The sequence below is a fragment of the uncultured Thiodictyon sp. genome (genome assembly GCA_903837595.1).
Classification (GTDB): Bacteria; Pseudomonadota; Gammaproteobacteria; order Chromatiales; family Chromatiaceae; genus Thiodictyon.
In genome coordinates, this window is sequence record CAILVI010000083.1 from 15,503 (window position 1) to 30,608 (window position 15,106).

General features: G+C 60.8%; 10 protein-coding genes. 7 read left to right on the top strand and 3 right to left on the bottom strand.

The window, feature by feature from the left end; translation table 11 throughout:
- Positions 1-3 precede the first annotated feature (3 nt).
- Positions 4-1,062 (bottom strand): dTDP-glucose 4,6-dehydratase, encoded by a 1,059-nt coding sequence (rfbB, locus tag QZY44_RS04605; protein WP_295442874.1) that lies wholly within the window; start codon positions 1,060-1,062, stop codon positions 4-6.
- A gap of 800 nt (positions 1,063-1,862) precedes the next feature.
- On the opposite strand from rfbB, the gene QZY44_RS04610 reads away from it, so the two are divergent.
- The 7 genes from QZY44_RS04610 (at position 1,863) to QZY44_RS04640 (ending at position 13,507) form a co-directional block, all read left to right on the top strand.
- Positions 1,863-3,434 (top strand): glycosyltransferase, encoded by a 1,572-nt coding sequence (locus tag QZY44_RS04610; RefSeq protein WP_295442877.1) that lies wholly within the window; start codon positions 1,863-1,865, stop codon positions 3,432-3,434.
- 20 nt (positions 3,435-3,454) lie between these two features.
- Positions 3,455-4,219: a class I SAM-dependent methyltransferase gene (locus QZY44_RS04615; RefSeq protein ID WP_295442880.1), complete on the top strand. Its 765-nt coding sequence runs from the start codon at positions 3,455-3,457 to the stop codon at positions 4,217-4,219.
- A 49-nt stretch (positions 4,220-4,268) separates the two neighbouring features.
- Entirely contained in the window at positions 4,269-6,146 is a 1,878-nt protein-coding gene (gene asnB, locus QZY44_RS04620) for an asparagine synthase (glutamine-hydrolyzing) (protein ID WP_295442883.1), read from the top strand.
- A 30-nt stretch (positions 6,147-6,176) separates the two neighbouring features.
- A complete protein-coding gene (locus QZY44_RS04625; RefSeq protein ID WP_295442886.1) occupies positions 6,177-7,838 on the top strand; it encodes a hypothetical protein in 1,662 nt (553 codons plus the stop codon).
- 158 nt (positions 7,839-7,996) lie between these two features.
- Positions 7,997-9,175, top strand: a complete 1,179-nt coding sequence (locus QZY44_RS04630) for an acyltransferase (RefSeq protein WP_295442888.1) — start codon at positions 7,997-7,999, stop codon at positions 9,173-9,175.
- Positions 9,176-9,926: 751 nt separating this feature from the next.
- Positions 9,927-11,984, top strand: a complete 2,058-nt coding sequence (locus tag QZY44_RS04635; RefSeq protein ID WP_295442891.1) for a class I SAM-dependent methyltransferase — start codon at positions 9,927-9,929, stop codon at positions 11,982-11,984.
- A complete protein-coding gene (locus QZY44_RS04640; protein ID WP_295442894.1) occupies positions 11,981-13,507 on the top strand; it encodes a hypothetical protein in 1,527 nt (508 codons plus the stop codon). The genes QZY44_RS04635 and QZY44_RS04640 overlap by 4 nt, the downstream gene beginning before the upstream one ends.
- Positions 13,508-13,605: 98 nt before the next feature.
- Here the strand turns inward: QZY44_RS04640 and QZY44_RS04645 are convergent, their stop codons facing one another.
- Together QZY44_RS04645 and QZY44_RS04650 are read right to left on the bottom strand one after the other, a co-directional pair.
- Positions 13,606-14,514: a glycosyltransferase gene (locus QZY44_RS04645; protein WP_295442896.1), complete on the bottom strand. Its 909-nt coding sequence runs from the start codon at positions 14,512-14,514 to the stop codon at positions 13,606-13,608.
- A 380-nt stretch (positions 14,515-14,894) separates the two neighbouring features.
- A partial coding sequence (locus QZY44_RS04650) for a hypothetical protein (protein ID WP_295442898.1) occupies positions 14,895-15,106 on the bottom strand: 212 nt, incomplete at its 5' end.

Sequence of the window (15,106 nt, forward strand, 5' to 3'; positions counted from 1 at the left end):
TGTTCAGCTGGCCGTGCCCAGACGCTCGCCGCGGTAGCTCTCGTCCAGCACCCGGCCGCACCAGTCGTCGTGGTCCAGATACCATTGGACGGTGCGGCGCAGTCCCGTCTCGAAGGTCTCCTGCGGTGCCCAGTCCAACTCACGCTGGAGCTTGCTGGCGTCGATCGCATAGCGCCGATCATGACCGGGACGATCCGTGACGAATGACTTGAGCCCCGCGTGCGGGCAGTGGGGGGAGGCGGGCAACAGCTCGTCCAGCAGGGCACACAGGGTGTCAACCACCTGGAGGTTGCTGCGCTCACTGTCACCGCCGACGTTGTAGACCTCGCCCGGGGTGCCCGCCTGGAGCACCCGCAGGATGGCGCGGCAGTGGTCGGTGACATAGAGCCAGTCGCGGACGTTAGCACCATCCCCGTAGATGGGCAGCGGCTCGCCCGCCCGGGCCTTCTGGATCATCAGCGGGATCAGCTTCTCGGGAAACTGGTAGGGGCCGTAGTTGTTGGAGCAGTTGGTGGTCAATACCGGGAGCCCGTAGGTGTGGAACCAGGCCCGTACCAGGTGATCGGAGGCCGCCTTGGAGGCCGCGTAGGGCGAGTTGGGGGCGTAGGGCGTGGCCTCGGTGAAGCGCCCGGTGTCACCCAAGGACCCGTAGACCTCGTCGGTGGAGACATGCAGGAAACGAAACGCGCGACGCGCCGCCTCATCGCGCCTGGCCCAGCAGGCGCGCGCCTGCTCCAGCAGGTTGAAGGTCCCCACCACATTGGTGGCGATAAACTCCGCCGGGCCGTCGATCGAGCGGTCCACATGGCTCTCGGCGGCAAAGTTTACCACCGCATTGATTTCATAGTCGGTGAACAATTGCCCGACCAGGGCGCAGTCGCCGATGTCGCCCTGGACGAAGACCTGGCGCGGATGATCGAGCACGGCGGCCAGGGTCTCCAGGTTACCGGCATAGGTCAGCTTGTCCAGCGTAACGACCCGCCAAGGCGTTTGCGCCAGCAGCAGATGGACAAAATTGCCGCCGATGAAACCGGCACCCCCGGTGACCAACACGGTGTACATGGCAAGACCCTCCTGGTGGAGTGGGACGCGCACCGCACGGGTGCCGCGCCCGGTTGAACGGATGGGAGCGGTGCCCCGCTCTCCCCCAAAGGACGCAATGATACCGCGTCAGGCGCCTCGACGCAGGGACAGCGAGGCGCGCCGCCGGGGAGTGTCGCGGCGGCCTTGATCATGGCTCTGACCGCCTGCGCTCCCAGGTGCGGCGAGGTTTGGTGTCTGCAATACTTGCCCAGTCTCTGGAGCGGTGTCACGAGAGGCCGGGTGGCCGGAGTTATGATCGACGCCGCCGCGGCTACGATTTACTTCGATCTGACCCCAGCGTATCATCCGTCGTTGCCATGGACGCTGGCTCGCAGGCGGTGCGGCTGCCGAACTGATGGCGCATGTCGAGGTTCGTCGCTTATTTCATACCGCGCGCACGGGTTGGTGGAGGGGAGCAACTAGGGTGATTTCCGGAAAACATCATCCCAGCAGTGTGGATAAGCGAAGCGCATCCACCACCCCGCCGGCTCCGCGGATTGGTGGATGCGGCGCGCCCCGGCCGCGTGCACAGACCGCGACTCTGCGCGGCGCGCCTTATCCATCCTACGACGGCGCTCGACCGATCCTGCCGTGAGCACCTCTTTTCCGGTATGAGATTATCTGGAAATCGCCTAGAACGATCCCTTCAGTCGCGTTGCCTGGTTCTCTGGCGTTTTTTCGGTTATGCCATCCCTCTGAACATCCCGGGGCATGCTGCCCAGCGGGAACCGCTGACTGGTTCAGTCGCTCCCCAAGCGATCTATCACATCGAGTAGCCCGTGCCGGAACCCTTAGACGCACCGATCCAGCGCCGCGTTATTCGCGGTAGTGCCTATTTCCGGGAGTTAGCAGCAACTATTTTAGGATGGTCGCTACGTCGGGGGTGGCGCGTCCTGCGCGCCCTGGGGCGCCAAGTACTTCCTCCGGCCTGGCGCGCACGGCTGTGGGGGCGGCTCGAACGCGAACGGCGGCGGCCATGGTATCAGGCGATGCGCGGGCACCTGGCCAAACGCCGGTTTGATGCGAACGCCGCCAAGGCGCCGCCCCTGGGTGCAGCGCCCCCCCTGTTGCCGCCCACCGCGTTCGTCGGGGGTCCCATAGTATTGGTCAACAATGCCCTGGCCTGGGGCGGAGTGGAACGCCAAGTCGTCTATGTCCTCAAAGGCTTGACCCGCGCCGTCCGGCAACCGATTGCCTTGCTCTGTCTGCGGCTGCAGGACGGCGACGACTCTCGGTTTTTTTTGCCGGCGCTCGCGGGTGAAGCCGCGGAAGTCCGCGACATCCGCGCCGCTGGGTGGGCCGAAGAGCGGCTCGCGCAACGACTCTCCGAGCAACAGCGCGACAGCGTGGCAGCCACCATCGCGGCGTTTCCCGACGACATGCAAGCCGAGGTACGCCGCTTCCTGGCCGAGTTCCTGGACGCTCGCCCGGCGGTCGTGCATGCCTGGCAAGATTCGGCGAGCCTCTCGGCCGGGTATGCGGCGGTACTCGCGGGCGTACCGCGGGTCATCTTGTCGAGCCGCAACATGAGACCAAGCAACTTCGCCTACTACCAGCTGCACATGGCCCATGCCTACCGTTGCCTGGCCAACGTGCCCGGGGTGACGCTGGTCAACAACAGTGAGGCCGGAGCGGCGGACTATGCGCACTGGCTTGGAGTGGCGCCGGACCGGTTCGTGATCAAACGCAACGGCATCGATCCGGCACTGTTTCGGCGGGCACTGGAACCGCAGATTCGCGCCTTGCGCACCAGCCTGGGGGTGCCGGAAGGCGCACCCCTGGTCGGCTCGGTCTTTCGCCTGTATGACGAGAAGCGCCCGCTGCTGTGGGTCGAAATGGCCGCGCTGGTGAGCCGCCAACTCCCCAACACCCACTTCGTTGTGTTCGGGACGGGCCCCCTTCAGGGCCAGGCCCGGTCCTTGGGGGATCGCCTCGGCCTGGCCGAGCGCCTGCATCTGCCTGGTACGACCCAGGACCCCAAGACCGCCATCAGCGCCATGGAGGTGTTTGTGCTTACCTCCGCCTTTGAAGGTACACCCAACGTCGTACTGGAGGCGCAACTCCTGGGTGTACCGGTGGTCGCGACCGAGGCCGGCGGGACCCGCGAGGCACTCGACCAAGGCCGTACCGGCTGGTTGGTGCAAGAGCCGACCCCCGCGGCATTAGCCGAATGCGTGCTGGCGGTACTCGCGGACCCGACCTGGCGGGAACGCGCACGGGAAGAGGCCCCGCGCTTCGTCGCCTCACGCTTCGGCCTCCAACGCATGATCGATGAAACACTTGGCCTCTACGAACTGAACCAGGACGCGTCGGATCAGGCGGGATCAGCCCCCTCCCACGCCCGCCACTGACACGGAGACAGCAGCCAGGTATGTTTTCCATTGAGCACCTACATACCCTTCGCGCCCAAGAGCTCGAGCAGATCGTCGCCCAACTGCCCCCGGGAGCGACCGTCCTGGAGATCGGTGCCGGGACTGGCGTCCAGGCGAAGGAACTGTCCAGGCGTGGTTTCCAGGTCACGGCAATCGACCTGCCGCAGTCCAGGTACAGTGAGCATCGGGTCTACCCCGTGATCGACTACGACGGGCGATCACTGCCGTGCCCAGATGCCACGCTCGACGTGGTGTTCTCCTCCAATGTGCTGGAGCACGTACCCGACCTGGCACCGCTCCAACAGGAGATAAAAAGGGTGCTCAAGCCCTCCGGCTATTGCATCCACGTCCTGCCCACCGGGGCCTGGCGCGTCTGGACCTCGCTGGCCGCCTTCGGCGATTCCTGGGCGAAGATCAGGCCCCGGCTGGGGGAACTGCTGCCACAGCGGCTGCGTCGCGGGGAGTTGAGCCGGCTGCTACTCGCGTGGACCGAGGTCCGTCGCGAGGCAGAGCGACCCTTCACGCCAACCCCCCATGGCGAGACCGGCAACGCCTTCACTGAACTCTGGACCTTCAGTCGCACCCGTTGGATGCGCGAGTTCCGCCGACAGGGTTTCGCGGTCGAGTCGGCGCAACCCATGGGACTCTTCTATACGGGTTATATGGTTTTCGGGGCACGTTGGGACCTGCCACTGCGCCAGCGCCTGGCGCCCTGGCTGGGGAGCGCCTGCTGCATCTATCGTCTGCGACCGGCGACGCGGTAATGCTCCGCGCCCACCGTCGCGCCACGACTTAAGGAGTATTTTTAATATCATGTGTGGTATCGCTGGCCTGATCGATCTTGGCGGCGGGTTTGGACCCGATGGCTTGGCACGCATCGCCACCGCGATGCGCGACACCATGGTCCACCGCGGACCTGACGCCGCCGGGGTCTGGGTCGATCCGGACGGCCGCTGCGCCCTGGCCCATCGCCGGCTGTCGATCATTGACCTCTCCGCGGACGGTCGTCAGCCGATGGGCAACGCCGACGACTCGGTGCAGGTCACCTTCAATGGCGAAATCTACAACTTCCAGGGACTGCGCGACGACCTGATCGCCCGCGGCCATCAGTTCCACTCGCACACCGATACCGAGGTCATCCCGCACCTCTTCGAGTCGTTCGATCCCGACCAGGTCAAGCAGTTGGACGGCATGTTTGCCTTCGGTGTCTGGCACCGCGCGACCCGGCGCCTGCTCCTGGCCCGGGACCCCTTCGGCAAAAAGCCCCTGTACTACGCGCAGGGGCCGGGATGGTTCGCCTTCGCCTCGGAGTTACAGGCGCTGACGCGGGTACCCGGATTTGACGCGACCATCGACGCGGATGCGCTGGCCTATTATCTGCTGCTCCAGTACGTGCCCGCCCCCTTCAGCATCTACCGCTCGGTACGCAAGCTGCTGCCCGGCTCAACCCTGGTGGTGACGACCGACGCCGACGCGCTGCGCGTCCAGGAGCCGCAACGCTACTTCCGTTTCGCACCCACCGAGCCGAAGGACCGCGGCGGCCCCTCCTTCGCCGAGCGCGAGGAGGAGTTGCGTCTGCGCGTGCGCGAGGCGGTGCGTAAACGCCTGATGAGCGACGTGCCGCTCGGCGCCTTTCTCTCCGGCGGGGTGGACTCGGCCTTGGTCGCCGCCATGGTGACACAAGAACTGGGGCGCCCCTTGAGCACCTTCTCCATCGGCTTTGGCGGGACCAAGGAGACCGAGCACGAGTACGCCAGGGAGGTCGCGCACCACCTCGGAACCGATCACCACGAGGAGATCCTTGCGCCCGATGCACTGCAACTCGTCCATGAGATCGCCGACCGGCTGGACGAGCCCAACGGGGACTCCTCCTGCCTGCCCACTTACCTGCTCTCGCGCTATACCCGCCAACACGTCACCGTGGCCCTCTCCGGGGACGGCGGTGACGAACTCTTCGGCGGCTACGGACGCTATCGCGACACCATCATGGAGCAGGGCAACCACCTCCAGCGCCTGGTGCGCGCCCTGCGCAATCGGCGCGGGTACACCCCGGCGGACGGTTATCTGTCACCGCGCTGGCTGACCTTTCAGCCGGAACAGGTCAACTTACTCACCGGTGGGCTGCCCGCCGCCGTCGCCCAGTCACTGGCGCACTGGCGGGCCGCGCTCAACGACCCCGCACAGCCCCTGATGCACCGGATGCGCCGCCTGGACGCCGAGACCTACCTACCGGGGGCGGTCCTGCCCAAAGTCGACCGGATGAGCATGCAGGTCTCGCTGGAGGTCCGTTGCCCCCTGCTAGACCGTGACCTTGCCGAACTGGCGCAGGGGATGCCCCTGTCAGCCTGCTGGCAGCCGCCGGCCGAAACCAAGCGCATCCTCAAACAGCTTGCCATCCGCTATCTGCCGGCGGACTGGATGAATCGGCGCAAGATGGGGTTCGGGCTGCCGTCGAATGCCTGGTCCAAGGAGGCCGCACTGGCACTCGCCCGCGACCTGCTCCTGGCGCCGTCCAGCCAGCTCGGCGGGCTACTCAATGCCGCGGCCATCAAGGGATTGGTGGAGCATCAGGCCCGCCCCGGCTGCTTCTCCGTCTACCAGATCTGGCCCTTGCTGATCCTCGAATTGTGGTTGCGCCGGGCCGCCGAAGGGCCCGCGCATGGCCAGCGGGCCATCCCCACGCCACTGTGATGACACCTGTTTCCGAGAAGACTTCCTCACATGACCATTTCCGCTGACAGATTGCCCCAAGAAACACAGAACACATCTGGATATCCGTCAATTCTCATCATCACCGCATTGGTCGCGATCACGCCAAGCCTATGGTGGATTTTACTCGATCAGACCGCCTGGCCTTGGGACCAGGCATGGTACGGGGAAGTGTCGGCGGACCTCTGGTCCACCCTAACTTGGCGAACCGCCGACTGGCCATCGGAGATGTTGAGTGCGCAAAGCCCGAAGGCCCCAGGCTTAGCCTGGCTGGGCCAATTCTTCGTGCCACTGGGAGAACTGTTGGGTTCAGTCGAGCTGGGGCTGATGCTGCTGATCCTGCTGTTGCAGTGCGGATCACTGCTGCTGATGGGATCGTTAGGACGAGCCCTGGCGCCCCGCAGCGTGTGGGTGCCGCTGGCAGGCGTGCTCGCTATGGCCTCGGCACCGCTGTTTATAGCCATGTCGCAGCAATTTCTGACCGAGGCATTTCAATGCTTCGCGATAACGTATTTTTATTGGATTGGCGCTCGCTCCCAGCAACGACATCCCTTTGAAACACTCACGCACCTGGTACTCGCAACCGGATTAGCCGTTGCCGCCAAGACCACCTCACCGCTTTATTTTTTCCTACCTGCGTGCCTGGCGCTCGGCAATGCGATTGTTGCGCTATACGGCCCTCCGTCTCCCGCCAGCAAACCACGACCATCGCGAACGGTACTCATTGTCGGCGCAGCAGGAACCGCCTTCCTCTTAGCGATCGCCGCCTGGTACTTGGTCAATTTCACCGCAGTATGGGATTTTGTAAAATTGGCCTCGACCGGGGATGCAGCACTCGATTACGGCCACCGCAGTGCCTTCATCCCAAAGTTGGAATTCTGGACCAGACAGACGACGATAAGCCTCGCGACCCAATGGACGTCATGGATAATTATCGCGATTATCCTCGCCGGCGCGATCGCCCGCTTCGACAGAAGCCACGCAACCCCAAATGAATCGCGGAATCGAGATTTGCTGGCCTTGGCAGCGCTCGCCCATATTATGCTGGTCCTCTTCCTGTTCTCCTTTCAGATCAATGAAGAAACGCGTTACCTGCTGCCGTTGCTGCCGGCGGTCGCCGTGCTCCTGATGTGGTCGCTCACACAACCGCCGCTATCCAAACCCGGCGCCGCACCGGTGGCGTTCTTCGTACTAGCGGCGCAATGGGGTCTCGTACACGCCAGAGCACACGACCTGATCGCGCCCACACCAACGATCAATGCCTGGGTGAAGCCCTATGATAGCGATTCCGAAAATAGAATAGAAATTGAAAATCTAGTCAACCTGACCAGCACCAAACAGACCCATCGCCGCTACAATATCTGTGGAGTTGAGCTACCTTGGCTAAATGCCAATACGTTGGCCTTCTTCGCCGCGAAACAAGAAGCGAGACTTGGTTTTAGAGCCATGTATACCTCGCTAGGTTACGCTACAAAAGACATCACAATGGCATGGAGCCGCCTTAACTCCCTCAATATCAATTACTATATCAGTATCACGGCAGATAAACAGCCGACCGCCAACTTCATAAACGAAGCGTCGCTTCCCGTGTTGATGAGAATCACTGAAGACCCGAGATTCAGCCAGGTCCTTTTCCCATCACGACGCCACATTATCGTCTATCAAAAACAATAGCGCTATCAATCGGGGACCGGAAGATTGCACCCACTGGCTCAAATGACAGGCGCGGCTGTTGATCTGCGGCGGCTTGGCACCCGCTAGCAACGTTGCCGCGAAACCAGCACCTGGAACAGACCAGTATAGATCTTAGCTTCTATTTGAATGCATTGAATATGACCCCAAGACACTATCATTTCATCGACGCCTTGCGTGGATATGCCATATTGGCCGTCATGGCAGTTCACTCATCGCAGGCGGCCACCGCCTGGGATGGCGTAGGGCGGCAGATTGTGAATCAGGGCGCACGCGGCGTACAACTTTTTTTTGTCGCCAGCGCCCTCACGCTGATTCTTTCATGGCACTCAAGAAATGACGGAGCTATTCCGTTTTATTTTCGCAGGCTATTTCGAATTGCTCCGATGTTTTGGCTTGGGATGATATTTTTTCTCTGCTTGGACGGTTTTGGCCCAAGGTATTTCGCACCCAATGGCGTGACATGGGGGGAGGTCGTGCTGACGGGTATATTTCTCAACGGTTGGCACCCCGAGTCAATCACCAGCATCGTCCCTGGCGGTTGGTCCATTGCGGTGGAAATGACATTCTATCTCGTCTTTCCGGCATTGTTTTTCCTTATCCGCGGACTGACATCATCCATCATTGCATTAGCACTGGCGATCGCCTTCGCCGACAAGGCACTACAATTCACTTGGGCATATCGATCGGCCCTGTGGCCCGGCATCTCCGATGATCTGGTGTCGACATTCCTGAACCTCTGGTTTCCAAGCCAAATACCGGTATTCGCCATAGGCTTCTTGGCGTTTTTCGTCATTCGCGCGTACCGCGGCATGCTGCCGCGTTGGGGAGTGAACACACTGCTAACCGGCTCGCTCCTATTGATGATAGGACTTGCATTTCACCAAAGCCCACTGAGCATAATTGGACAAACAATAAGCATCCATACCGCCTACGGATTGTGCTTTGGAATTTTTGCCTTCTGCCTTGCAGACAGCCCGGCGAGTTGGCTCGTCAATGCTCCCATTCGCTATCTCGGCAAGATCAGCTTTAGCGCCTATCTGTGGCATTTTGCGCTACTCGGCATCGTTGCTATTTTTGACAAGTCTGGCGCCTTTCCACCGAGCGCCATGGGACCAGGCCGCGGCTTTCCATTGTTCCTGGCATTATTTCTCGTGGTCGTAATCGTCACCGTGACATTATCGTCGGCCAGCTATTATCTGATCGAGCGGCCGATGATACGTTTGGGCAACCGCTGGCTTGATGGCCGATGGCCCAAGAGCGATATGGGCAAAGCGCACTTGCCTGCCGCCGCACCGCTGGGGCGCGCCTTACGCTAGGCTGCGGCGAAGACCACCGCGACTGCCTGCTGATGCCCCCCCTCCGGCCCAACGCTCGCAGCGAAACGGCCGCGCCGGAACGCTTACCCATTGATTTTCGATGTTTTCGTGGCAACGCTGATCGCGGCCCACCGTGCTCAGCTCAACCACCCGGCGCTGGCGCGAGGTCTTGCTAAGCAAGCCCGTTGTCATTAGCATGAGCGGCTGAAACGGAAAATGCGACCCACGCCAACGGTCGCTGCCCTAACCACATGGCGACAGCGCCTTTGACCCACGCCCCCCGGCTCACCACACATGTCACCAGTTGCTGAAACGGACACCCGAATTCACCCCAAGCCGACCTGAACCGCGCAGTATCGGTTGGTGCAGGGTCTTCGAAGCAATTGGATTGCCGAACCAACGCTTGCCGTTGGTCGAATACGCGCGAGGGGCTTGACAGCTTTGCGTCCGGGCCACATATGGCGGCCGGGTACTTTTTTCCCGGTGCTCAAAGCGGGCGCAAACGCCCCCTTGGCGAGCGCGCCCTCAGCAGTGAGGGAACTCGGAATTCCAGCAATTTGAGTCTTGATAGGCCGTACTGAATATCGCAACCGCGTCGCTCCTAAGTTGGCGATCGCCTTTATTTTCAGGCTATTTTCGATTGCCCGCAGGGACTTAACCCCATTGTTAAATCGGAATACGCTTCAGCCCATATGCAGGTGAATCTGTGACAACCTTAGCGAATAGCAAACTGGGTCAGCTGGTACTGCGAATGGCTGAACAAGACGCGGCCATCACTGCCTTCGTCGAAACCGGGACCTACCTCGGTGAAACGACGCGCTGGGCGTCCGCTCATTTCCGCCAGGTATTCAGCATCGAGTTGTCGGAAGCGCTTTATCGACAGGCCGCGATCAATTTATCTGATTTGCAAAACGTCACCCTCATGCAAGGCAACTCCGGCACTCGCTTAGCGGATGCCCTCAGGCTGATTCAGACGCCGGCGCTATTCTGGCTCGACGGTCATTACAGCTTCGGTGTAACCGCCGGTGAGCAGCACGAATGCCCGGTACTAAGCGAATTGAGGGCACTCGCGGGGCGCGGTGAGGACATCGTATTGATCGATGACGCCCATATGTTCATGAGCCCCCCCAAACCGCCCCACCGAGCGGCGGATTGGCCGCTCTTGCCGCAGATCTTCGATGCCTTGCGCGCGATCAACCCGAACTATTTCATGGTCGTTCATGAAAACGTGGTGGTGGCGGTTCCAGAAAGCCTACGTCAGACGCTCGAAACCGACCTTCGCAGTGAGACGCAGAGCGCTCCACGGGCCGTGGCGGAGACACTCGAGTCGTTGGGCTTATGGGATGGTGTAGGTCCGTTACGACTACACTTAGGTTGTGGTGAGCAGCGATTGGATGGATATGTAAATATCGATTTCCTCGCCGATCGGCATAACGTCATGCGGCCACAGGCGGATTTCGAGGCAGACATCACTGAACTCACCTTTAGCGATGGGAGCGTGGACGAAATTCGACTGCATCATGTTTTCGAGCACTTCAATCGCGTCACCGCGCTTGCCCTCTTGATCAAATGGCACCACTGGTTGCGCCCGGGCGGGCACCTGCATATAGAAACCCCAGATCTCATGGGCAGCGCGCGCACCCTGTTGTCTGATCCCCACCGACGCACACAGTCGGCCGTGGTGCGCCATCTGGTCGGGGACCAATCAGCCACTTGGGCGTACCATGTCGACCAATGGTATGCCGAACGCTTTCAGCGCACACTCTGCAAGCTTGGCTATTCAGTCGTCGCCTTGAATTCGACGCAATGGCCGCAGGAGCCATTTCTTTCCAATATTTCGGTTATCGCGGAAAAGACCGGCAAGCTGGCTGTCGAGGAGCAGTTGAAAGCGGCCGAACAGGTATTGTGGGATTCCACGGTCAGCGATGAGGAGCGCCCGACCTTTGAGGTCTGGCGCACACAGCTATACTCGATGTTTGGACGCCAACCAAGTGCGGACTTCGCGCCGGAGGACGGGACTCGGGAACTCGCGCTCAGCAACTGGAGTGCATCGCCGGACGGCCCGCCCGCCGATCTCGCAGGCTTGGCGGCCCGATTGGCGGCGCGCTCGAGTCAAGTGCCGCTCGATCAAATCCATGATTTCAATCAATTGTCCCGGAATCGCTGGGTGGCGGCACGCGCGGCTGAGGCCACGCCTGGCTCGCGGGTACTGGATGTCGGAGCCGGAACCTGCCTGTACCGGGACCTCTTCGCACAATGTGACTATGTCAGCCATGACTTCCTTGGCTACGATGGCTATCGTGACAATACCGAAGGTGCGTATGGCCACATCGCGATTCAGTCCGACATCACTGAAATCCCGGTTCCCGACGCGAGCTTTGACATCATTCTTTGCACCGAAGTGCTCGAACATGTTCCCGAACCGATCCTTGCTCTGAAGGAGATGGTACGGATCACGAAGCCGGGAGGTCGACTCCTTCTCACCGCACCCTTAGGGTCCGGACTCCATCAACTGCCGCTGCATTTCTACGGCGGCTTCTCGCCGGAATGGTATCGAAAGTTCCTCGGCGACTACGGTTGCCGGGTGCTGTCCATCACGCCCAACGGTGGTTTTTACAAGTTGCTGGCACAGGAGTGCGCGCGCATCGCCTGGACGATGGATCAACACCGCGCTTTTCATGGTGGCGACACTGAAATGATCGGGCGGCTGTTCGGCGACGTGCTGCCCCGGTATCTATTCGCAATGGACGAGGCGATCCCCAACGGACAATTCACTGTTGGGTACCATGTGGAAGCAGTCAAGAAATGACAGATGTGCAGCAGCCCATGCCTACCGATGAGACCCCGTCAAATGGGAACCTGACCGGGTCGACTCGCAATACGATCGCGCTGATATTCAGCAAGGATCGGGCGATGCAGCTAGACGCCTGTCTGTCGTCCCTGCTGGGCACCTGCGCGGACTCGGGGGAGCTTAGGATCGCCGTGCTATACAAGGCCTCGGATAGCTACAGCGCGGCCCAGTACGCCGCCTTGCAAACACACTATCCAGTGATCGCCTTTATCAGCGAAACATCTTTCCACAGCGATCTGGTCCGGTGCCTCAGAGGCTTTCAGCACATCTTATTCCTGGTGGACGATTGCGTTTTTCGCACACCATGGTCGATCGTTGAAGTTGTTGAGTGGCTTGAAGCGCATCCTGAAACTCTTGGCTTTTCGCTCCGATTGGGCTTAAACATCACTTACTGCTTTAGCCTGGACTGTGATCAGCCCATGCCCGCGTACGTCTCCGCCCGGGGGCGCGACGGACGCGCGATTCTGTCGTTCGAGTGGACAGAGGCGGTAGGCGACTGGGGCTACCCGCTCGAGGTTTCCAGCTCGGTGTATCGGGGCGCAGACATATTGCGGGTGGTGCTCGAGGAGCGGGATATCCGAAACCCCAATTCCCTGGAAAAGCATTTGTCCATGAGGGCGCCCACGCTTACCGCCACGCAGCATCGCCTGTCGTGCTATGAGGAGGGGGTGGCATTCTGCATTCCTTTTAACGTGATACAGCAAGAATATTTCAACCGTTCCGTCTTAAACCCTGCGCGAAGCGCAGCGATGCTGGCTTGGCTCTTCGATAATGGTTACCGGTTTGATGTATCGCAGTTGAGTGCGTTCTTGCCCAACGCCTGCCATACCGACTACGATCTTTCCCTGCTGTTGCGCAAGCCTAGTGATGCGTGGGTTGCGGCCAGCCTGCGCGTGGCGGGATTGGAGCAGGATTCACCCGCACGGCTAGCACGCGGGACAGGCCAGGAGACAAGCGACGCCAGGCTATTTAACCTGACGCGGTGGGACGGGGCATCCCAAGGCTGGCTCACTCGCCTGTTAGAGCGAGCGGATCACTACATTGAACAACAGAGCGCCGAAATGATGCTGGTGATCGCCACTTTTCAGGCAACGCTGACGGAAAAGCAGTCTCTTTTTCAGGCGACGCTACAGGAACTGGAGTCCCAGAGGCAAATTATGGGGGAATATTTGATCGGCAAGGAGTCTCTTTTTCAGACGACGCTGCAGGAACTGGAGTCCCAGAGGCAAATTACGGGGGAATATTTACTCGGCAAGGAAGCAAGATGCCGGGAACTTGCGGAAGAAATTGGGCTGCTAAACACCCGGATAACAAGGATGCAAGCGGCACTGGCCGCCAAGGATGCCGAACTGTGCGAACAGGCGGCCAAATGTGACCACCTGCAAGATGAACTCCAGTCCATTCCAGCTCGGGTTCGACGATTATTCCGGGCACGTTGGTGGGACAAGGCCGCAGGGTGGACAAGCCACCGACAGCGGTAGGGGCTTCGATGGACTTCGCTCCCGCTCGACCACGCTATCGAAGTTACGACCCAGGCCCGGGGCTCAGGGGCAATTAGCCAGCAGCCGGCCGGACTTTCTTAACCCGGCACGCGGAGAGACTCGGCCAGTATCGAACGCGTGGCAACCCAACCGAGGTCACGTCGGTACATCCATAGCAGCCGCGCAATTTGACCTGAGTATCCCAAACACCGCAACTCCCGGCAGGTACCGCGAACGACACCCTTAAGGAACTCTCGACGATCCGTCTGCGCATGCAGGCGACTTGCTTCACTTTCCAACTCGCAAAACGGCGCCGTTGGCCGCCGATGGCGGGCCTGGGCAAGAAAGACGTAGTAGAGTTGTTCCCACTTGCGACCGAGCGTCATGCCGCCCGTAGAAAACCGATAGCGGAACAGTGGCTCAGAAATGTTGGCGAGCGGGTATTCGGCACTCAGGCGCAGCCAAAGATCGTAGTCCTCGGCGTTGCGGAACCGCCCATCGTAGCCCCCCACGGCGAGGACCTTTTCGCGGTTGAGCATCACCGCCGGATGGTAGAACATGTTGTATTGCGGCAGGCACTCCCGAATTGCCTCGTCACCCGTTGGCATAGCCACCAGCCGGTCGCGGGCCGGTGTCCGCCCCATGTGATACACGTAGCTGCCGCAGAGCGCCAAGTCAGGACGCGCGCTCATTTCCGTCATCTGCCTAGCCAAGCGCGACGGCAGCGACTCATCATCTTGATCCATACGTGCCACAAGCGGCGTGTTGGCCCGTGCCAGCCCCTCGTTTAGAGTCGCCGCCAGCCCCTGGTTCCGCTCGTGAAGATGAACCTGAATGCGGCTGTCACGCCGCGCGAAGTCGCGAATCAGGTCGGCTGATCGGTCAGTGGAGGCGTCATCAATGATCAGGAACTCAAAATCTCGAAGGTCCTGGTTCAAGATGGAGCGAATGGCCGTTGCGAGCGGGGCACCGGCGTTGTAGACCGCCAAGAGCACGGTGACCTTCATAACGGCTGGTGCTCCGCGACAACGAATCGGCGACACCCCTCGGCGCCTCCTATGCACGGCAGCCAACCGGGTGCGCACGCGGGCCTGCCTGTGTCCAGGACGCCCCAGCGAGTCGCAGCGCGGACGCGGCATGGCGGCGCGCCTGACAGCCCGGGCAGTAAGTCGCTGCCGATGGTCGCCCCTACCCTGCCGCTAATCAAGCTTCGCATCCCCCGTTGACCCTCTGAAACCAGCCTTCTATCAATGCTCCATGCTACATCAAACCGACCGTACCTCAAACCGCGCAGGACGCGAGCACCTCATTGGCCGTACTACCGAAACAGGAATGACTCTGACATCGACCTTCCTAACAAGGACCTTATAACATTCATACGCCTGCGTCAAGACGGCAAAGTAGAACTGGCATTATCACCTACATGCTGGCACAATATCGCTCCAGACGTTTCCTGGTTCAAGAAGTCAAGGAGAGCTAGGCGCATGCGACCAAGAGTGTTCGCAGGGTGGGCCTGAATCCTGGCAAACCCCTCAAAAATCCGACCTTCGCCGCCCCCCTCCTGAATAGAGCCAGAAGCTTCAGCATAGGCTAAAACTA

Coding starts and splice junctions, on each gene's coding strand:
- rfbB (WP_295442874.1), bottom strand. CDS start 1,062: ATGTACACCGTGTTGGTCACCGGGGGTGCCGGTTTCATCGGCGGCAAT.
- QZY44_RS04615 (WP_295442880.1), top strand. CDS start 3,455: ATGTTTTCCATTGAGCACCTACATACCCTTCGCGCCCAAGAGCTCGAG.
- asnB (WP_295442883.1), top strand. CDS start 4,269: ATGTGTGGTATCGCTGGCCTGATCGATCTTGGCGGCGGGTTTGGACCC.
- QZY44_RS04625 (WP_295442886.1), top strand. CDS start 6,177: ATGACCATTTCCGCTGACAGATTGCCCCAAGAAACACAGAACACATCT.
- QZY44_RS04630 (WP_295442888.1), top strand. CDS start 7,997: ATGACCCCAAGACACTATCATTTCATCGACGCCTTGCGTGGATATGCC.
- QZY44_RS04635 (WP_295442891.1), top strand. CDS start 9,927: ATGGCTGAACAAGACGCGGCCATCACTGCCTTCGTCGAAACCGGGACC.
- QZY44_RS04640 (WP_295442894.1), top strand. CDS start 11,981: ATGACAGATGTGCAGCAGCCCATGCCTACCGATGAGACCCCGTCAAAT.
- QZY44_RS04645 (WP_295442896.1), bottom strand. CDS start 14,514: ATGAAGGTCACCGTGCTCTTGGCGGTCTACAACGCCGGTGCCCCGCTC.